A 19,577-nucleotide genomic window follows, 5' to 3' on the forward strand; every position below is an offset into this window, starting at 1 on the left:
AAATAGTTTGAGTAGTCCAGCTTGTTTTTGCCGTATCAAAGATTACAAAATCGGTGAGAAAAGCCTTGAAATCTGTTGCTTGAACAATAACCAATTCGACATTTCTTTGACTGTTTCAGTGGTCATCGGGATACTTGCTTTTTCATCAAGTACGAATTGATCAGCTAATTGTTGTAGGAAAGCTGGATCATAGATGATCGCACTACTTTCAAAATTCAAGCGGTAGCTGCGGATATCTTGGTTGGCTGAGCCGACCATGCAGATTTCGTCGTCCATGATCAGTGTTTTTGCATGTAAAAAACCATTCTCATAAACCAAGATCTGGATATTTTCTTTGATCAGTTGACGCGCATAGTACTGAGTCGCGCGATAGATGAATGGATGATCTGGCTTGTTTGGGATCATGATTTTTACTTCTACACCTGAAGCCGCCGCGATTTTTAACGCAGCAATCACACTTTCGTCAGGAACTAAATAAGGTGTTTGGATCCAGACCCGTTTTTTTGCTGAACTGATCAGCTTGATAAATGATAACTTGATTTGTTCACGCTCATTGTTCGGTCCACTAGAAACCAGTTGGATCGATGTCTGGTATAGTTGATCCTGATCTTTTTTGTCGACTTTGTAAAAATAATCTAAATGATAACCGACTTTTTTTTGATCTGGAACAGAGACGTTCCAATCCATTAAAAAGCGTAGTTGTAGTAAAGAGGCTGCGGCACCATAGATACGAATATGTGTATCACGCCAGTAGCCGAATTTTTTTGTATGATTGACGTATTGATTGGCAATATTGAAGCCACCGGTGTAGCCGATCTTGCCGTCAACCACAATGATTTTTCGGTGATCATGGTAATTCAAACGAAAGCGTAAAAGTGCGCGTTGCGAAGTGATGAACGTGTGGACATGCCCACCATTTTCGACCAACTTCTTGAAATCTTTTGTTTTTGTGCCATGTGAACCAAACGCATCGTAAAGTAAGCGAACTTCCACGCCTTCTGCGGCTTTCTTTTCTAATAGTGTCAAGATCTGCTGTCCGATATTGTCAGTCACGAAAGCATAATATTCAATGTGAATGGAATGCTTAGCTGCTTCAATATCTTTTAGCACAGCAGTTAATTTTTCTTGACCGTCTGTCAGCAGTGTGACTGCATTTTTTCGAGTGAGGGGCATTTGATTCAAGGATGAGAAGAAATCAACGAAATGCTGATGTTCTTCATTTTGGATGATGGGGTCATAATGTTCTAAGGTATCTCCCTTGAAGTCTTGGAAATTTTCCAGTTCTGTTAGATCACTCTGACGAAGGTGGAATTTTTTCTTGTCAGTCAATCCGCGACCAAAGAAAAGATAGAGAACGAAGCCAAAACCAGGTAAAGCGAACAAAACGAGCAACCATGCCCAGATCGCAGCGACATCTCGAGGCTTGATCAAGATAGTTACAAGTGCAATAAGTGCGTTCAGTACATATAAAAAAGTAATAATGCTTCCTACCACGAGTGAAACCTCCTTTATTTAATAACATCAGTATAGCATGAGAAAGGGGAGAAGCCTATTATCAAGAAAATATAGATGGAAATTTTTTGAAAATATCAGGCACGATAAGCGAAAGTTGTTGCATTTTAAAAATGAATCATGTAGTATAAAAATACAGTTGAATATCTCCTTAGGGGAGTAACCGACAACATTTGTTGTGATAATATCAACAGTAAGTTAACCAAATGGTTTTCTGGTATTGTATGAAATGGTGAGACCTAAGACAAATCCGCATTTGTCTTAGGTCTCTTTTTTTTCAGGCGATAGCGGAAACACTAACTAAAATGGGGGATGAAAGTTGGAAAACAAGGAACACACTCAATCAACGGTCTACAAAGAATCGATCGACACGTTGATGCAACAAACGCAAAGCTCACCTGACGGGTTGAGTAGTACGCAAGCAAAAGAAAAATTAGAAAGAGATGGCTTGAACCAACTGAAGGAAGCACCTAAGAAGCCAACCTGGAAGCTGTTTTTGGAAACATTCAAAGATGCTATGGTCATCGTGTTACTCGTGGTTGCATTGATTCAAATGGTAATGGGCGACTACATCGAATTTTTCGTTATCTTTGCCGTGTTGATGTTGAACTCAGTGATCAGTGTGATCCAAACGAAAAAAGCAGAAGGTTCACTTGAAGCATTGAAAAACCTGTCTGCACCGGATGCAAAAGTGATCCGTGACGGAAAAGAAATGACGATTCCGGCGAATGAATTAGTAGTTGGCGATATCGTTTTACTTGATGCTGGTGACTATGTGCCGGCGGATGGACGTCTATTAGAAGCTGGTTCATTGAAAGTCGATGAAGGTATGTTGACTGGTGAATCGACATCAGCAGAAAAAGAAGTCGTAGAAATCACTCAGACTGTGCCGATCGGTGATCGCTCGAACATGGTGTTTAGTGGAACGATCATTACTTACGGTCGTGGGAAATTTTTAGTTACGGCAACAGGAAACAATACCGAAATCGGTGAAGTTGCTGGTTTGTTAGAATCAACAACGGAACAAGTTACACCATTACAGCGTGGTTTAGATAAATTCAGTAAGAAGTTAAGTTTAGCCATTTTAGGCTTATCATTGGTGATCTTAGGTATCCAGTTATTCCGTATCTACATGGGTGGCGGAACTGGAGATATGACAGCGGATATCGTTAGTGCGATCATGTTTGCTGTAGCGGTTGCGGTAGCAGCGATCCCAGAAGCATTGCAATCGATCGTAACGATCGTGTTGTCATTAGGAACAAATAAAATGGCGAAGCGACATGCGATCATCCGTAAATTACCAGCGGTGGAAACATTAGGTTCAACGAGTATCATTTGTACAGATAAAACAGGAACATTGACACAAAACAAAATGACAGTTGTTGACTATTACTTAGCGAATGGAGCAACGGGTGATTTTTCAAATGATCCGAAAAACTGGTCGGTCGATGAACGTCGTTTGATTGAAATCAGTGTGTTAGCAAATGATGCATCAATCAGTGAAGATGGTTCAAAATTAGGGGATCCAACAGAAGTTGCTTTTATTGACTTCAGTGAAAAATTGAATCAACCTTACCGTGAGATCCGTCAAAGCAATCCTAGACAAGCAGAATTACCGTTTGACTCCGATCGAAAATTGATGTCAACTGCCCATGAAATCGATCAAGACAAATTCTTATTTGTCAAAGGTGGACCAGATATCGTCTTTGGTCGCAGTACGAAGGCATTAGTAAATGGCGAAGTCGTGCCAATGACAGATGAATTGATGAAAAAATTCCAAGAACAAAACGAAGCATTTTCAAAACGTGCATTGCGTGTTTTAGCCTTTGCTTATCGTCCAATCAATAGCTTGGACTTATCATTTGATGATGAAGATGATTTGATCTTAGTGGGGATCATGGCAATGATCGATCCGCCAAGAGACGAAGTCACTCAAGCGGTCAAAGAAGCGAAAAGTGCTGGGATCAAAACGATCATGATCACTGGAGACCACAAAACGACTGCGGTAGCCATTGCAAAAGAAATCGGTATTTTTGCTGAAGGTGACCAAGCATTGACTGGTACAGAATTAGATGATCTTACAGAAGACCAATTAAATGAAGTGTTAGAAAAAGTAACGGTTTATGCACGTGTATCACCGGAAAATAAAATCCGTATCGTGCGTGCTTGGCAAACAAAAGGCCATATCTCTGCAATGACTGGTGACGGAGTAAACGATGCGCCAGCCTTGAAACAAGCAGATATTGGTATTGCCATGGGTACAGGTACTGACGTAGCGAAAGATGCTGCGGCAATGGTTCTGACAGATGATAACTTTGCATCGATCGTTAGCGCGGTAGAAGTAGGACGTAATGTTTTTGATAATATCAAAAAAGCCATCTCTTACTTGTTCTCAGGAAACTTAGGTGCGATCATCGCAATCATCTTTGCTTTAGTTGCGGATTGGTCAAATCCATTTACAGCGTTACAATTGTTGTTCATCAACTTAGTCAATGACTCGTTGCCAGCAATTGCCCTAGGAACAGAAAAAGCAGAACCTGCGACAATGAAACGTCCGCCAAGAGATCCAAATTCAGGTATCTTTACGGATAAAACATTGATCTCTGTGACTTATCGTGGGATCTTGATCGGTATTGCGGTTATTTTTGCTCAATGGTTAGGGATGCAACATTCACCTGAATTCGGTGTAGCAATGTCATTTTCTACCTTGATTTGGTGTCGTACATTGCAAACATTCCCTGCACGTTCAAACACGCAAACAGCGATCCAAGCTGGTTTCTTCTCAAACCGCAGTGTGTTGTTAGCGGTGGCTGTATGTAGCGCACTATACTGCATTGCCATGATTCCAGGATTAAAAGAAGTCTTCTCGATCCCAGCAGCATTTGGATTGACTGAAGTATTCACTTGTATCGGAATCGCGCTTGTAACGATCGTATTGATGGAAATCACTAAGATGATTTTGGTACGTGTGCAAGGAAATAAATAATCACGGACGAGAGGGATTTTTCTCGATAACGTGTAGCCGAGACTAAAACAATCGTTTCAGCTTCTATAATCAAAAAGAAATCCACGGAGATCATTCGATTTTCGTGGATTTTGGTTTATACTTATACTTGAAATGTTTCTTTTTTGCACCAAAGACATTTATTCCGAAAAGTGAAAACGAAAGGAGTAAAAACCTCCAATGAATAAAGAAGATTGGAATGAGTTTGCACAAGACTATTATGATTCGCAGAAAGAATCCAATACGATGATCGTACAGGATCTTGCTGCTTATTTACGAGATGAAGAGTTATTGCCAGCGAAATCCTTCGTAGATGTAGCGGGTGGCGCAGGGCGCTATCTTTCATTGGCAAAAGAAATAGAGCAATATGAGTTGATTGATTTTTCAGAGGAAATGCTTTCTTATGCAAAGCATGAAGCAAGACAAATGAGTATCACAAACTGTCAGTTCATTCTTCAAGAATTTACGGAATTTTTACATGAAAATAAGACGTATGAGCTTGTTTTTTCAGCAGCAAATCCTGCGTTGGTGTCCTGTGAGCAATTGGAAAAATTACGTAGAAAAGCGACGAAAGCATGTTTGATCTTACGAGTAGTTTTATCAGAAGATGATGTGTTCGTGCCGCTTGAAAGGGATTTTGATATCGAGGAATCTGATCCTAACAGTTCACCGGTTGTAATGGACCGATTTGAAGAGTATTTGTCCAAAAAGCATATTCCGTATAAGAGGAAAGAATTTACTTATGTTTCCCAAGAAGAAATAAATCTTTCATTTTTACGCGCTTATTACGCAGAAATCCAAGATGATCCACGCTTTCAATCGTATCTTCAAGAACTATTTCAATCTGATGAAACAATTCTAAGTACAAATAAACTGACCTATCGATTATTGACTATCTATTAGTCAATGATCAAGGTCAGTTTTTTTATATTAGTTATTTCTCTTTATAGAAACGAATATCATTCTCAACTTTATAGATCGAATAAGGTAGGTCTGAATGATATTCAGCTGATTCACCGTGTCCAGGTAATGTTTGGTTAAAGATTTCTTCATATTGATCAACCGTTAATGCTTCACGGTTATCTAACATTGCTTGATTCTCTTCTTTGAATAAGAAGTTTTGATAGTCTGCTTCTAGATAGCCAGAGAAAAATTCACTCACAGCACCAGAGCCATAGCTGAATAAGCCAATGCGGTCACCGGCTTTTAATGCTTGGGAGTTTTCTAGTAAAGAAATCAAGCCTAAATAAAGTGAACCAGTGTATAGATTACCTATCCGACGACTATAGGTGATGCCTTCTTCATAACGGGACATCAAACGTGTTTGTGTTGCTTCATCTGTTTCTTCGATCACACTTTGTAACGCTTTTTTCCCCATTTTTGTATAAGGGATATGGAACGTAAGCGCATCAAAATCAGCAAGTGTTCGACCGGTTGTTTCTTTATATCTATTCCAAACTTTTTGGAAAGATTCAATATAGGTAGAGTTGGATAAAGGGCCATCAACTACCGGATATTGGCTATAGCTTGGACGCCAGAAATCATAGATATCTTCGGTCAAAAAGACACTATGGTCTTCAAGGGATAAAATTCGAGGGTTTTGTGTGATCATCATCGCGACCGCACCAACACCTTGAGTCACTTCACCAGCACTTGCTAGACCGTAGCGAGCGATATCGCTGGCAATCACTAAAACTTTACGATCTGGATGATTTTTTACATATTCTTTTGCCATATGCAAAGCTGCTGTTCCCCCGTAGCAAGCTTCTTTTACTTCGAATGAACGAGCAAAAGGTTGGACCTTTAACAAATGATGGATAATTACAGCACTTGCTTTTGACTGGTCGATACCTGACTCGGTACCTACAATGACCATATCGATTTTCTCACGATCTTCTTCTGTGACGATTTTGCTGGCTGCGTTTGCTCCTAGCGTGACGATGTCTTCAAAAACCTGATTGACAGCCATTTGATCTTGACCGATCCCAATATGGTATTTGGCAGGATCATCTCCACGTCTGTTTGCTAATTCAGTCATATCTAAAAATAAATTAGGAATAAAAAAGGAAAGACGATCAATCCCTATTTTCATTTCAACACCTCTTTACTCATGATAAAAAACTTACTTTATTAAAGTATCACAAAATCCTAAAAAGAAATACAAAAAAGCTAATTTTTAAGGATTTGTAAAAAAATATAGCGCTTTTTTTAAAAGGTGTATGTTATATTTGTATTTCCGGTAAAGAATGGTATATTTTTGTAGGAGACAATCGATAGTTAGCATAGTGAGCAACTGTCCATTTTTTCCTGTTATATAGGAAGTGTCTTTTCATTTTTTACGAAAATATTAATATTTTTTCTATCCATTTGATATAGATAAACATTTTTTGAAGGACGTCTCGTCGGTTACAGCGTGACGTTTTTCGTAAATCTGAGAGAAATAAGGAGGAAATCCGTTTGCTCAAAAGATTGTAACACCTATAAATCATCAGTACATTTTAAGATACATTTAGACGATTTATAGTTTTGGCAACGGGTGGCTTAACTTGAAGGAAGTCGTTATTATAGATGCTGCACGAACACCAATTGGAAAGTATCGTGGCAGTTTAAGCAGTTATTCTGCTGTTGAGTTGGGAACAATGATCACCACAGAGATTCTTGAAAGAACGGGAGTCAAAAAAGAAGCAATCGATCAAGTCATTTTTGGTAATGTGCTTCAAGCAGGAAACGGTCAAAATGTTGCAAGACAGATTGCGATCAATAGCGGGATTCCTGTGAGCGTGCCAGCAATGACAATCAATGAAGTTTGCGGATCAGGTATGAAATCTGTGATTCTTGCACGGCAACAGATCCAATTAGGCGAAGCGGATCTCGTAATAGCCGGTGGCGTTGAAAGTATGACTAGAGCGCCAATGTTACAAGTGGCAGATCTAGAAAATGAGAAGACTGAAGAAATCTCAAGCATGGTGAATGATGGGTTGACTGATGCATTCTCCAATACACATATGGGATTGACTGCAGAAAATGTGGCACAACAATTTTCTGTGACAAGAAATGAGCAAGATCAATATGCACTCAACTCGCAATTAAAAGCGGCAAAAGCGAGTGAAGCAGGGATTTTCAAGGAAGAGATCGTTCCAATCTCAAAAAATGAAGAAGTATTTGCGACGGATGAAGCCGTACGAGGCAATAGTACGTTAGAGAAATTAAGTACGTTACGGACCGTTTTTGCAGAGGACGGTACGGTTACTGCCGGCAATGCTTCTCCTTTGAACGATGGAGGCTCTGTCTTGATTTTAGCCTCTAAAGATTATGCAATTGCGTATGGGTTACCGTATTTAGCTACGATCAAAGGAGTGGCTGAAGTCGGTATCGATCCAAGTATCATGGGCGTTGCACCAATCAAAGCAATCAATACGTTGTTGGAAAAATCAGAACTTTCTATTGATGAAATCGATCTATTTGAAATCAACGAAGCGTTTGCGGCGTCATCGATCGTTGTGAATCGTGAATTGAATATCCCAGCAGATAAAGTCAATATTTATGGTGGCGCGATCGCCTTAGGTCACCCGATCGGCGCTAGTGGTGCGCGTATCTTGACAACGTTAAGCTATGCGTTGAGAAGAACACAACAACGCTATGGCGTTGCCTCTTTATGTATTGGTGGGGGTCTTGGATTAGCGGTTCTTTTAGAAGCCAATCTGCAAGAAGCTGGTGACGATCAAAAAAAAAAGTTTTATGAGCTGACACCGGAACAACGTAGACAGCGTTTAGTTCAAGAAAAAGTGATCTCGCAAGAAGACGCGACACATTTGAAAGAATCTGTGTTAGCAGAAGACATCGCCAATCATTTGATCGAAAATCAAATCAGTCAAGTAGAGATCCCATTAGGTGTCGCATTGAATTTCCAGTTGAATGGACAGAAAAAATGGATACCAATGGCAACAGAAGAGCCTTCTGTGATTGCGGCAGCGAGCAATGGCGCAAAGATGTGTGGCGATATCAGCGTCCAAATCCCGCAACGCTTGATGCGTGGGCAAATCGTTATGACCGGACGTTGTGATTATCGAAAAATCACTGAAGTCATTGAAGAAAGAAAAGCAGAACTATTCAGTTGTGCAAACGAAAGTTACCCTTCGATCGTCAAGCGTGGCGGAGGTGTGCGTGAAATCTCTACTCGTGAATTTATGGGAAGTGAACATGCCTATCTTTCATTGGATTTTTTAGTTGACGTCAAAGATGCGATGGGTGCCAATATCATCAATTCGATTTTGGAAGGTGTTGCCCTTCGACTGAAAGAATGGTTTCCGGAAGAAGAAATCTTGTTTAGTATCTTGAGCAATCTAGCGACAGAATCTTTAGCGATCGCCACTTGTACGATTCCTTTTGAGCGGTTAGCAAAGAACAAAGAAACGGGTCAGTTGATTGCTGAAAAGATTCGTCAAGCAAGCGAATATGCTAAGTTAGATCCGTATCGGGCAACGACCCATAATAAGGGAATCATGAATGGTATCGAAGCGGTCATTTTGGCAACAGGAAATGATACACGGGCAGCTGCAGCGGCAATCCATGCGTATGCTGCCAGAAATGGGCATTACCAAGGATTGACCGACTGGCAGATCAAAGAGGATCATTTAGTAGGAAAATTGACTGTTCCTTTGGCTGTGGCAACTGTCGGAGGGGCGTCTAGAGTCTTGCCTAAAGCGAAAGCTTCTTTAGACATGTTAGCGATCGATTCTGCACAAGAATTGGCGCAAGTGATCGCAGCAGTCGGGTTAGCGCAAAATCTTGCTGCATTACGTGCTCTTGTCAGTGACGGCATCCAAAAGGGACATATGTCGTTACAAGCCAGAGCATTGGCGATCACAGTTGGTGCAAAAGGGGAAGAGATCGAACAAGTAGCAGCAAAACTGAGAGAATCAGGCAACATCAATCAACAAAACGCTTTAGCTGCCTTAGAAGCTCTTCGTACGGATAAAAAGTAGCGGTCAGTTCACGCAAGGTGGACAGCAAGGCAATGATTGCAAATAATTATCATTATTATAACGGCTCACCTTGGATGAACAAAAACATCAACGAATACTTGGCATCAAATGTTTATCATCTGAATTTAAGGTTTTTCATAAACAAACATAACATCTTTTTTGTTTTATCATCTTTGGTGGAGTTTCAATAGTTCTGATTAAACGTAACAGTCCTTGTTATTACAAGGATTTTGTTACGTTTTTTTGTATATTTCAACCAGAAATTATAGAACAGTTATTATTAAATTTTAAAAATAATTTATATTTAATTAAAAAAAGCTAAAGTTTCATATGGTTATTCGAGCTTTTCTTGTGAATGAATAATCAAACAGGTATACTTTTTTTCAAATAGAATAACTTGTTAGGCGAGACTCCTAAACAAACATAGGCTATTGCGCAGAAACGTCGAAAGACGCCAATGTGTAAAACAGGAATTGTCGGATTAAGGCTCTTCATAAGATAGCTAAGAGAAATCTTTACGTTGTTTAGTGTCAAAACTCACACGATGAGACTGAAAAGCCAATCGTATTTTTCGTTTGGCTTTTTTTATTCAAGATGGGTAAGTGACGTATCTCCGCTGTAACACAAAGGAGAAATATAGGATGGGTGTAAAAGATATTAAAAAATTAGACTTATATTTACTCGTACCATATCTGCTGATCAGTGTGATCGGTCTGCTGATGATCTATAGTGCGAGTACGTTTCGTCTGATGTCATTCGATCAAAGTACGAAACAGCTTTTAGTTCGACAATTGGTATTCGTAGGACTGAGTTGGGGAATGATTTTTTTCATTTATCGAATCAGACCTGCATTCATACTCGATCATCGAATCGTAAAAATAATGATGGGGATCGGTATCGTCGGATTGATGTTGACGAAAGTACCAGGAATCGGTGTCAATATCAGTGGGGCGCAACGGTGGATCTCCATTGCTGGCTTTCAATTCCAACCCGCAGAAATCGTGAATGTCGGTATGATCTTTTATTTAGCTCATTATTTTAGAACATCGAAGCAATCATTGAATGAACTGAAAAAACCATTTTTGATCATCTCTTTATGTACTCTGCTGATTTTATTCCAACCAAAGGTAACTGGTGCAATTTTATTGATTTTATTAGCAGCAATCATGATCACCACGGTGCAATTACCAGTTCGTTATATCTTAGTGTTTTTTGCAGGATTACTCAGTCTTTTTTTGGTTCTCGGAGGAATCATCTACTTGCTAGGAAGCAATGATTTATTACCAAGCCTTTTTGCACACACATATGATCGTTTGACGATTGCATTTAATCCCTTTTTAGATCCATATGGCAAAGGATTCCAGATGAGCCAATCTTATTATGCCATGTATAACGGTGGACTTTTTGGGTTAGGGCTAGGGAATAGTATTACCAAAAAAGGATATTTACCAGTAGCGGAAACGGATTTTATTTTTTCGATTATTTTGGAAGAGTTAGGGCTGATTGTTGGCCTACTGATTTTGGCATTGCTATTTTCAATCATCTTGCGCTTATTTGTTTTAAGCGCCAACGAGCCAAACCAACAAATCGGCTTGATCTATTTGGGAACAGGAATGCTGCTATTGTTACAGACGAGCATCAATATTGCGAGTATCAGTGGCATGATCCCAATGACCGGTATCCCATTACCTTTTATCAGTTATGGGGGATCAAGTTATTTGATTTTATCACTGCTATTAGGAGTGTGCCTGAAACTGTCTTCACGAGGTGCCAGAAATGAAATTTAAATTCAATGAATTCAACTACGCACTATTTTTACCGATTTTTCTTTTTTATCTATTGAGTGTTGCCGTACAATATGGTGCAGCAGTATATGATCAAGTTCCAGTCAGAAGTGTTGTGTTCAAACAAATTGTCTTTTGTCTGATGTCCTTAGCGTTGTTATTGATCATGCAGCGCGTGAAAACAGTTGTTTTTTTAAAATATTCTCCGTATTTTTATGCTTTTTCTCTAGTAGTGATGGCACTTTTGCATCGCTTTTATGACCCGGTGATGTTTCAAATCACAGGAACAAAACGTTGGCTAAGAATCGGTGGTTTCTCCTTTCAGCCTTCCGAGCTAGTAAAGTTGACGTTTATTCTAGTCGTGGTTTATGTGACGTTGATCTATGAACAAAATGTCAAGCACCGGACTGTCAAAACAGATCTGTTTTATGTCGGCAAGATTTTACTCGTTAGTGTGCCGACCTTCTTATTGATGTACATGCAAAAAGATTTTGGAACAAGTTTAGTCTTTGTCATTTGCTTGGGGGCATTATTCATGATCGCTGGGGTCCATTGGAAGATCATGACGACAATGACTGCTGTTCTAGTGATTCTCGGGGCCATTTTGATTGCATTAGTATTTACTGAATACGGCAACCAGATTTTATATCGTCTGAATTTTAAGACTTATCAGTTAGATCGGGTACGGGCATGGGTCGATCCATTTGCATATAGTCAATCAATTGGCTATCAGCAATCACAAAGTTTGCTTTCGATTGGGGCAGGCGGATTTAGTGGACGAGCTTCATCGATCAATCCAGTATACGTACCGGTTCGTGAATCAGATATGATCTTTACGGTAGTTGCTGAGTCATTTGGTTTTTTAGGAAGTGTTTCAGTACTCTTTTTATATTTTTATCTTTTTTATCAAATCATTTATAGCGCAATCGAAACAAACAATAAAGGAAACGTATATCTCGCAGTCGTCTTTGTTTTCGGGTTGCTATTCCAAGTGTTTGAAAACATAGGAGCGGCGATTGGTTTACTTCCACTAACAGGGATTCCTTTACCATTTTTAAGTCAGGGAGGAACTTCCCTTTTGGTCATTGGTTGTGGACTGGGTATTATTTTAGGGTTTAAAAAGTATGATTGAGAAGTAGAAGGGAAGTTATTATGAAACAGATACCAAAAGGAACATTGGTGGTAGCACTTGTATCATTCGTCTTATTGGCGACTTTATCCACACTAGTTATCACAGAAAATACAGCATTCAACCAACTCGATTTAGCGATTTATCAGCGAGATCATTTAATAGAAATCCCTGGATTAACCACTTTTTTCAGCAATTTTGCAAAGCTTGCAACGATTTTACCTACTTTATTTTTCACTGGCTTGCTTGCGATAGTTAGTTGGAGGAAGCAGTACCATAAACTGGCGGTTTGGTCAGTTTCTATGGTTTTAACAGTGAGTTTTGTCGGTTATGTTCTGAAACAAGCGATTCATCGGACGCGACCGGATGTGGAACAATTGGTTTCTAGATCGTCTTACTCCTTTCCAAGTGGTCATTCGATTTTGTCGATGACATTATTCTTAGTTTTTTTGATCACGATGTACATTATTTATCGAGAACAAAAGGTAAGTAAATTCGTTTGGGTAGCTGCTCTTTATCCAGTATTGATCGCTTGTTCTAGGATCTATTTGCGCGTACATTATCCAAGTGATATCTTCGCAGGTTTCCTGCTCAGTTTTTTAGTCGTTTTCTTATGCTATAGTTTATTTTTCTCTTTTATCACTAAAAAAACGGTCAGAAAAAAACATCAGCAAAAACGAGTGTTCAGTAGAAAGCAAAAAGGGTTGTTAGCCTTCATGTTGGTTCTTTTTTTCTTGGTAGCCTCTGGCGTCGCCTATGGTGTTCGCTTTTATTATGATGCAAAACAGACGGTGACCTCGATGCAACAGCCATTGAAAAGAGAAACCGTCCAACGTGAAAAAGATACGCCAGTTAGTATTTTAGTTTTAGGTATCGCCAATAATTCCATCCGAAAAACGGATTATCGGGCGAATACGATCATGTTAGTCACTTTGAATAATCAAAAGAAAACAACAACGATCACGAGTATTCCTAGAGACTCGTTTGTTGAGCTTGCAGATATGGACGGGAAGATCGACAAAATCAATCACGCCCATTCATATGGCGGGATCGATAAGATGGTGGATACCGTTGAACGTTACCTCGAAGTACCGATCCATCACTATGTGTCCTTGAATATGGATGGATTAGAAGCCTTGATCGATGCTGTGGGAGGAATCACTGTCAATAATGCGTTTGAATTTACAGCAGAAGATATCCATTATCCGGAAGGTGAGTTGGAATTAAATGGTTGGGAAGGCTTGCAATATGCGAGAATGCGGGCAGAAGATCCAGAGTCGGACTACGGTCGACAAAAAAGGCAAAGAGAAGTGGTCAATATTCTCGTCAATGAGTTTCTATCCGTTAAAAGTCTGTTCAACTATCGTCAACTGTTAGAAGTAGTAGGTGAAAATGGTACGACAGATATGTCCTTAGATCAAATGATCGAAATGATGAATGACTATCATACCGCGTTATCAAATATCACCAATCATCAGTTACAAGGGGAGCAGTATATTGGCGATGGAATCTTAGGAGAAGCAGGGATCTACTATGAAAAGATTCCAGAAGAGGAACGGATGAGAGTGATGCAACTGCTTCATGAACAATTAGAAATAAATGGCCAGAGCCTCTCTTATCAAGAGTAACTCTTGATCAAACCTGTGAAAGAAAAAAAGCAACGGAAATGACCGATTTTTGTCATTTCCGTTGCTTTTTAATTAGAAATCTATTTGTTCACGTTTATCTTTCGTTGATCGGTGTAGCAGCAAATTGTTCGATCAGTGGAACGAGTGTCAATTTCACTTTGTATTTGCGTTCCAACGCTTTTTCGATCGTAAACTCATTGACTGCGGACATAGAGATCTCCGCTAGTTTACGTGTGTCATCTTTGACTGTTTCGTTGATCACGACAGCATCTGCTGTTTTTTCAGCAGAGAATTTTGGATATTCTGCTACTTGTTTGGCAAAGTCATCAAAAGTCAACGCATCTGTCGAAGCGTTTTCGTCACTTGCTTGTCCATCCGTTTTTACTTCTTCACTGACTGGTTGAGAAGCTGTCTCTACTTTATCGACTTCTTTTGATGGTGCTTCTTTTACTGGCGCTTCGTTAGTAACTGGTGTTGCTACGGGTTGAGCAGTTGGTTGATCTTTTTTCATCCGTTGATCATTCCAGTAAGAAACGATCTCAATCAACAAGTTATCACGGAAACGTTCAAAAATCGTTGATTCACCTGAACGAATACGTTTCAAGACAGCTGTAAAATTATCGTCGATCGGGACATTGATACGTGTGTCTTCATTTGCTTGTCCAGCTAAGCCAATTGTTAGGACATGACGGTTTTTGGGATCAAGCATAACTTGCAATGGTAACCCATAACGACGTAAACTTTCTTCTTCCAATGAGCGGAATAATTGTGTGCGAATTCCATCTAAAGAAGGACGGAATTGTTTTAATAATTTCTGTTTTTGTTTTTTCTTCATAAATACTCTCCTTCATTCATACCCTTTCGATTATAAGAAAAAAATGAGCAAATGAAAAGGTTTATCAAGAAAAAACTTTTATTCCTCCTATAGAAAAGAAAAAAGAACCGGGATTTAATGAAAAATCCCAGTTCCAAACGGAGCTGTAAAAAGCATGTTGACTGATTTGACAGCCCGCTAATAGAGTTATTTTTTGGGCAGTAAGACAAAGGTGACTAATTCAGGTGAATAGATGACCTCGTGTCCTTGCCATTGCATCGTCATCAATGAATGATCCAAGCGCTTTTTTATTTCCGCAAGTTTTTCATCTCTTGACCAGTTTCTAGCTGGAAAATGCTGGATTTTTTCTGGTCGGATCAAAAAGATAAAATCTGGATCAAATGTTTGGGTCACAGTTTTTGGTAAACGATTTAAGCGGTCCACGGGGTTCATAAAATATCACTATCCTTTATCTTTAGAATTGTGCAGTATCTGGATCTTTTGCTTTACCAACGACGCCATCTAATTGGTCGATCGTTTTCATTTCTTCTTCTGTCAGTTCAAAATCAAATAATTCAGTATTTTCTTTGATTCTGCTTGGTGTAACAGATTTAGGTAATGGCAAGAAGCCATGTTGTAATGACCAACGCAGTGCTACTTGGGCAATGCTCTTGTTGTGAGTTTCAGCGATTTCTTTCATTTCTGGAACATCGAAGATTTTACCCGTTCCAAGAGGGCTGTAAGCTTCAAGAACGATGTCATGTTTTTGCGCATACTCAACAACAGGTGGTTGTAATTCACCAGGTGCAAGAAAGACTTGATTGACCATCGGCATGATTTTTGCTGTTTTAGCTAATTCATCCATGTGATGAGGTAAGAAGTTGCTGACACCGATTGCTTTGATTTTACCGGCTTCATATAATTCCTCAAACGCACGCCATGTTTCGGCATTAGCTTCTTGCCAATTCTCACGGAATGAGACTGGATTAGGCCAATGGATCAAGAATAGATCCACGTAGTCTGTTTGTAATTTTGTTAAAGAGTCTTCAAATGAGGACATCACTAAATCATAGCTGTGGTTTGAATTCCAAAGCTTAGTTGTCAAGAAAATCTCTTCGCGGGGAATGCCACTTTCTTTGATAGCTTGTCCAACACTTTCTTCATTTTTGTAACCTTGAGCGGTATCAATGTGACGATAACCCGCAGCTAAAGCTTCTTTTACTGAGGAAACAGCAACGTCTCCATCAGGGGTTTGCCAAGTACCGAAACCGACAACAGGGATTTCATAGCCGTTTGATAAACGATAAGTAGATGTTAATGAATTCATACTTTCAGCTCCTTTGATTTTAGTACACTTTAAGTGTAGCTTATTTTCAAAAAAAAGAAATGTATTTTGTTTGTTATATAATTTTTTTTTGCTCGAGCTATTTTGTCTCTGGCATTTTTGGTTGAATTTCCGTAAACTAGAGCAGAAAGGAATGAAACGATGGATATCTATTTAAAAAAAGCAATTTTGCATATTATTGATCGAGAAACAGGTTCCCCTGTATTTTCACAACAAGAATTGGATCTTACGAAAGAGTTTGTCCGTGATTTCCTACAAAAGAAAATCCAAAAAATCTCTTCTGCACAAACGAAAACAGGGCAACTAACGGAAGAAAGTCCTTTTTCACAAAACTTGAAACAGTGCCAAGAAAATTTTATTGAAGAAAGCGAACGCTTGGTGCAGCGGTGGTTTGACATTTATGCGGAAAGTGAAGAAGCCCCTAGTGCGGATGTCTTCGTTGTTTTGTATGAAGTGGATACAGTGATGTATTTAGCTTTATTGAAAGTCAATTATCGGGATGCGTATACTCATTTTGTAGAAGCAGATGAAGCAGGCATAGACAATCGTTTGATTTTGAATCGAGCGATTCTTGGGTCGAAATCGCAGAAAGCAGACGAAGCATTGGCAGTCAATTTATCCGATTTGACTTATGAATTGATTGAAAAGCGCTATGAATTTTCTGGTAAAAAAGAATGGTACTTCTCTGGTAAAGTGATCGAGAGCGTGCCAGCGCCTTCTTTAGAAGATAATGTCAAAGTGATCAAAAAAGTCGCAAAGCAACTTGGCAAAAAATTTGAAGCGGAAGAGTTCGATATCATGGCTGACTTAAAAGAGGCGGTGTATGATACGATCGAAGAAAAAGGGCGACTGGATCATGAACTGATTGCAGAAAAAGTCTTCAAAGAAAATATCACCGCTAAGTTGGCATTCCAAGAAGAAGTCCAAGAGCAAGGATTTATCCCAGAAGCACCACCAGTCAGAGAAGTGCAAGAAATTTCAGAGAAAAAATTTGGTAAACAAAAATTCCGTTTATCTAACGGCATTGAATTGATCGTGCCAGTCGATGTTTATCGTAATCCGGATCTGATTGAATTTGTCAATAATCCTGACGGCACGATCTCAGTGATGATCAAAAACGTTGATGAAGTACTGAATCGTTTATAAAGCTAGCTAGCAGTACAGAACAAAGTGGCTAGGTCCAAGAAAAAAGCCAACACCCACGAAATCTTCAGAATTTTGTGGGTGTTGGCTTTTTTTGTAAGTGAGTGATTGGTAGGCCACCATTTTTTGTTTTAGTGGCGAGTTTTCAATCATTGATCTAATTGATCTAAGGCTTTCTCAGGGACGTCAGGCGCTTTTACTTCTTCCCAACTGATCACGCCTTTACGTGGATTGACGAGTAGTTTTAAATAGGCATCCATCTTCAAAGGTCGTTCTCGTGCTTCTCGTAAAGTGATTGCTTTTTCTTCCCCTTGTGCGTTATATGCACTTTGATCATAGACATATACTGATATGTCCATGCCATCATCCGCTGAATCGACTTCTTTTTCTCCGTTTGTTGTGATTTTTGTATAATAGGTTTCGCCACCATAAAAATAATCATAGGCGATAAAGCTTCCTCCTAAGAAAATTCCTAGTACAACGAATACCCCGATTAGTTTTTTCATCATTTTTTCCACCTCAGATACTAGTTATCAGTTTACTTGGTTGCTCTCTTAATTATGAAGCATCTGACAAATGGGTCAAGTCAAATCATGAATTTTTAAGTGTTTCTTGGCTTCTTCTTCCTGTACTGGAAGAAGAGGTGACAAGTTAGCAACCAGCTAGCTAATTGATGTTCAATCTCTTTAGAGCCGTGTTTTGTGAAAAGTAACGGCTTTTATAGACGAATGATAACACAGAATAAAAGAAAAGGACAATAAGCATTGTTTGCTTTTTTAGCACTTATTTTTGGGGTCTGAATCCTTGGATCGCTTTAGTGTTTTCAGGTCTTTGATTGCTCGAGACAACTTGGTTGACTTTGACCAAGTTTGACGTATAATAGGTTTTGTTCATAACTTACAAAAAGTAAGCTCGACTGGCTTTCGAGTTCGATCGGAAAAAGGTTGTGATGGACGATGAGCTGAAATCATTTGAAAAGTTAGCTTAAACTGATTGATTTGGCGTACCTTACTATTGAGGTGAGAATAATGAGTATATATTCAGTCGGTAAATTCTCCAATCAATCTAAGGATATGCTAAAAAATTTTAATATACGGAGAAAAAAAGAGAATATAACCTCCATGCGTTTTTCGCAAGATGTGAAGTGTAATGATTTGAATGGACATAGAGCGAATATTACCCAAGGAAAGAAGGTGATAAGGGCTAAGAAAATTAGGCTACGTCCGACGAAAGATCAAGAACAACAATTGAGGCAATCAGCTGGTACTGCTCGATGGGTGTTTAATTGGGTGTTGAATATGCAAGAAATGAACCATCGATTTGGTGGGAAATTACTTACTAACAATGCCTTACGAAAGCATGTTACTCAAATGAAAAAGCGCTCAAAGTATGCTTGGTTATCCCAAGTATCAAATAATGTGGCGAAACAGGCAGTCAAAGACGCTTGTGATGCCTACCAAAAATGGTTCAATGGTCTTAGTGGAAAAAGTCGTCTAAAAGTCGATAAGCCACGTTTTAAGTCCAGAAAGAAGACAAAACCTGCTTTTTATAATGACAATGTCAAATTGAAAGTAAAAGCGAAATCCGTTCTACTTGAAAAAATTGGTTGGATAAAAACTAGTGAACAATTGCCAATGAAGACGAAATATATCAATCCACGAATCTCTTACGATGGCAAGTATTGGTATCTTTCTGTTGGCATTGAAAAAAAATGTGACAAACAAAAACTAACTAATGAAGTGCTAGGTATTGATTTAGGAATCAAAAACTTAGCTGTTGTCTCAAATGGCAAAATCTACAAAAATATCAACAAGACAAAGAAAATAAGAAAGATTGAGAAGCGTTTACGTCGGTTACAGCGTAAAGTTTCTCGAAAATACGAGATGAATAAGGAGGGAAACCGATTTGTCAAAACATGTAACATCTATAAATTAGAAAAGAACATTCGGCACATACATCGAAAACTAGCAAATCTTCGTCAGAACCATATTCATCAAACAACGACTGAGATCGTGAAAACCAAACCATCGAAAATCGTTGTTGAAACATTGAATGTAAAGGGCATGATGAAGAACAAGCACTCAGCTAAATCAGTGGCACAACAAAAGTTCTATGAGTTCAAACGTCAACTTCAATACAAATGTGAAGAGTACGGCATTGAATTTGTCGAAGCAGATAGATTCTATCCAAGTTCTAAATTGTGTTACGAATGTGGGCATAGGAAAGTGAACTT

14 protein-coding genes and 1 riboswitch are annotated in these 19,577 nt (G+C 39.0%); of the genes, 8 read left to right on the forward strand and 6 right to left on the reverse strand.

The annotated features are described in order from the left end of the window. Nucleotides 1-42: 42 nt before the first annotated feature. Nucleotides 43-1,494, reverse strand: a complete 1,452-nt coding sequence (gene cls, locus JZO83_RS07750; protein WP_206857695.1) for a cardiolipin synthase — start codon at nt 1,492-1,494, stop codon at nt 43-45. A 337-nt stretch (nt 1,495-1,831) separates the two neighbouring features. Here cls and JZO83_RS07755 point away from each other — a divergent pair, with 337 nt between their 5' ends. Further along, nucleotides 1,832-4,498 (forward strand): cation-translocating P-type ATPase, encoded by a 2,667-nt coding sequence (locus JZO83_RS07755; protein ID WP_206857693.1) that lies wholly within the window; start codon nt 1,832-1,834, stop codon nt 4,496-4,498. A gap of 198 nt (nt 4,499-4,696) precedes the next feature. Beyond that, nucleotides 4,697-5,419: a class I SAM-dependent methyltransferase gene (locus tag JZO83_RS07760; protein WP_206857691.1), complete on the forward strand. Its 723-nt coding sequence runs from the start codon at nt 4,697-4,699 to the stop codon at nt 5,417-5,419. A gap of 31 nt (nt 5,420-5,450) precedes the next feature. Here the strand turns inward: JZO83_RS07760 and JZO83_RS07765 are convergent, their stop codons facing one another. After that, nucleotides 5,451-6,608, reverse strand: coding sequence for a hydroxymethylglutaryl-CoA synthase (locus tag JZO83_RS07765; protein ID WP_207115413.1), 1,158 nt, complete (start codon nt 6,606-6,608; stop codon nt 5,451-5,453). Between the two features lie 454 nt (nt 6,609-7,062). Here JZO83_RS07765 and JZO83_RS07770 point away from each other — a divergent pair, with 454 nt between their 5' ends. The 4 genes from JZO83_RS07770 (at nt 7,063) to JZO83_RS07785 (ending at nt 14,042) form a co-directional block, all read left to right on the forward strand. Further along, nucleotides 7,063-9,501 (forward strand): hydroxymethylglutaryl-CoA reductase, degradative, encoded by a 2,439-nt coding sequence (locus JZO83_RS07770; RefSeq protein WP_207115414.1) that lies wholly within the window; start codon nt 7,063-7,065, stop codon nt 9,499-9,501. A 389-nt stretch (nt 9,502-9,890) separates the two neighbouring features. Further along, nucleotides 9,891-10,058, forward strand: a riboswitch (M-box (ykoK) riboswitch). A gap of 84 nt (nt 10,059-10,142) precedes the next feature. Continuing rightward, on the forward strand, nt 10,143-11,288 hold the full coding sequence (locus JZO83_RS07775) for an FtsW/RodA/SpoVE family cell cycle protein (RefSeq protein ID WP_206858819.1): 1,146 nt from the start codon (nt 10,143-10,145) through the stop codon (nt 11,286-11,288). Further along, nucleotides 11,278-12,417 (forward strand): FtsW/RodA/SpoVE family cell cycle protein, encoded by a 1,140-nt coding sequence (locus JZO83_RS07780; RefSeq protein WP_206858821.1) that lies wholly within the window; start codon nt 11,278-11,280, stop codon nt 12,415-12,417. Before JZO83_RS07775 ends, JZO83_RS07780 begins: the two co-directional genes overlap by 11 nt. A 20-nt stretch (nt 12,418-12,437) precedes the next feature. Continuing rightward, entirely contained in the window at nt 12,438-14,042 is a 1,605-nt protein-coding gene (locus tag JZO83_RS07785; protein WP_207115415.1) for a phosphatase PAP2/LCP family protein, read from the forward strand. 94 nt (nt 14,043-14,136) lie between these two features. On the opposite strand, the gene JZO83_RS07790 is transcribed toward JZO83_RS07785, so the two are convergent. The 3 genes from JZO83_RS07790 to JZO83_RS07800 all read right to left on the reverse strand — a co-directional run bounded on the left by JZO83_RS07790 (nt 14,137) and on the right by JZO83_RS07800 (nt 16,183). After that, the gene (locus JZO83_RS07790) at nt 14,137-14,877 is read right to left on the reverse strand and encodes a hypothetical protein (RefSeq protein ID WP_206858823.1); all 741 of its coding nucleotides are present in this window, start codon (nt 14,875-14,877) and stop codon (nt 14,137-14,139) included. Nucleotides 14,878-15,063: 186 nt separating this feature from the next. Further along, complete coding sequence (locus tag JZO83_RS07795; RefSeq protein WP_206858824.1) at nt 15,064-15,309, reverse strand: hypothetical protein; 246 nt, start codon at nt 15,307-15,309, stop codon at nt 15,064-15,066. A gap of 22 nt (nt 15,310-15,331) precedes the next feature. After that, entirely contained in the window at nt 15,332-16,183 is an 852-nt protein-coding gene (locus tag JZO83_RS07800) for an aldo/keto reductase (protein ID WP_206858825.1), read from the reverse strand. Nucleotides 16,184-16,342: 159 nt separating this feature from the next. Here JZO83_RS07800 and JZO83_RS07805 point away from each other — a divergent pair, with 159 nt between their 5' ends. Continuing rightward, nucleotides 16,343-17,347 (forward strand): nucleoid-associated protein, encoded by a 1,005-nt coding sequence (locus JZO83_RS07805; protein WP_206858826.1) that lies wholly within the window; start codon nt 16,343-16,345, stop codon nt 17,345-17,347. A gap of 146 nt (nt 17,348-17,493) precedes the next feature. Here JZO83_RS07805 and JZO83_RS07810 read toward each other — a convergent pair whose 3' ends face one another. Then, nucleotides 17,494-17,850, reverse strand: a complete 357-nt coding sequence (locus JZO83_RS07810) for a YxeA family protein (RefSeq protein ID WP_207115416.1) — start codon at nt 17,848-17,850, stop codon at nt 17,494-17,496. Between the two features lie 615 nt (nt 17,851-18,465). Here JZO83_RS07810 and JZO83_RS07815 point away from each other — a divergent pair. Then, a partial coding sequence (locus tag JZO83_RS07815) for a transposase (RefSeq protein WP_242542510.1) occupies nt 18,466-19,577 on the forward strand: 1,112 nt, incomplete at its 3' end.

The organism is Enterococcus sp. DIV1298c (assembly GCF_017316315.1).
GTDB classification, from domain to species: Bacteria; Bacillota; Bacilli; order Lactobacillales; family Enterococcaceae; genus Enterococcus_B; species Enterococcus_B mangumiae.

Bases quoted from the DNA above. Each gene is read 5' to 3' on its own strand.
- JZO83_RS07795 (WP_206858824.1), bottom strand. From the start codon at position 15,309: ATGAACCCCGTGGACCGCTTAAATCGTTTACCAAAAACTGTGACCCAA.
- JZO83_RS07780 (WP_206858821.1), top strand. From the start codon at position 11,278: ATGAAATTTAAATTCAATGAATTCAACTACGCACTATTTTTACCGATT.
- JZO83_RS07760 (WP_206857691.1), top strand. From the start codon at position 4,697: ATGAATAAAGAAGATTGGAATGAGTTTGCACAAGACTATTATGATTCG.
- JZO83_RS07790 (WP_206858823.1), bottom strand. From the start codon at position 14,877: ATGAAGAAAAAACAAAAACAGAAATTATTAAAACAATTCCGTCCTTCT.
- JZO83_RS07785 (WP_207115415.1), top strand. From the start codon at position 12,438: ATGAAACAGATACCAAAAGGAACATTGGTGGTAGCACTTGTATCATTC.
- JZO83_RS07805 (WP_206858826.1), top strand. From the start codon at position 16,343: ATGGATATCTATTTAAAAAAAGCAATTTTGCATATTATTGATCGAGAA.
- JZO83_RS07765 (WP_207115413.1), bottom strand. From the start codon at position 6,608: ATGAAAATAGGGATTGATCGTCTTTCCTTTTTTATTCCTAATTTATTT.
- JZO83_RS07810 (WP_207115416.1), bottom strand. From the start codon at position 17,850: ATGAAAAAACTAATCGGGGTATTCGTTGTACTAGGAATTTTCTTAGGA.
- JZO83_RS07800 (WP_206858825.1), bottom strand. From the start codon at position 16,183: ATGAATTCATTAACATCTACTTATCGTTTATCAAACGGCTATGAAATC.
- JZO83_RS07775 (WP_206858819.1), top strand. From the start codon at position 10,143: ATGGGTGTAAAAGATATTAAAAAATTAGACTTATATTTACTCGTACCA.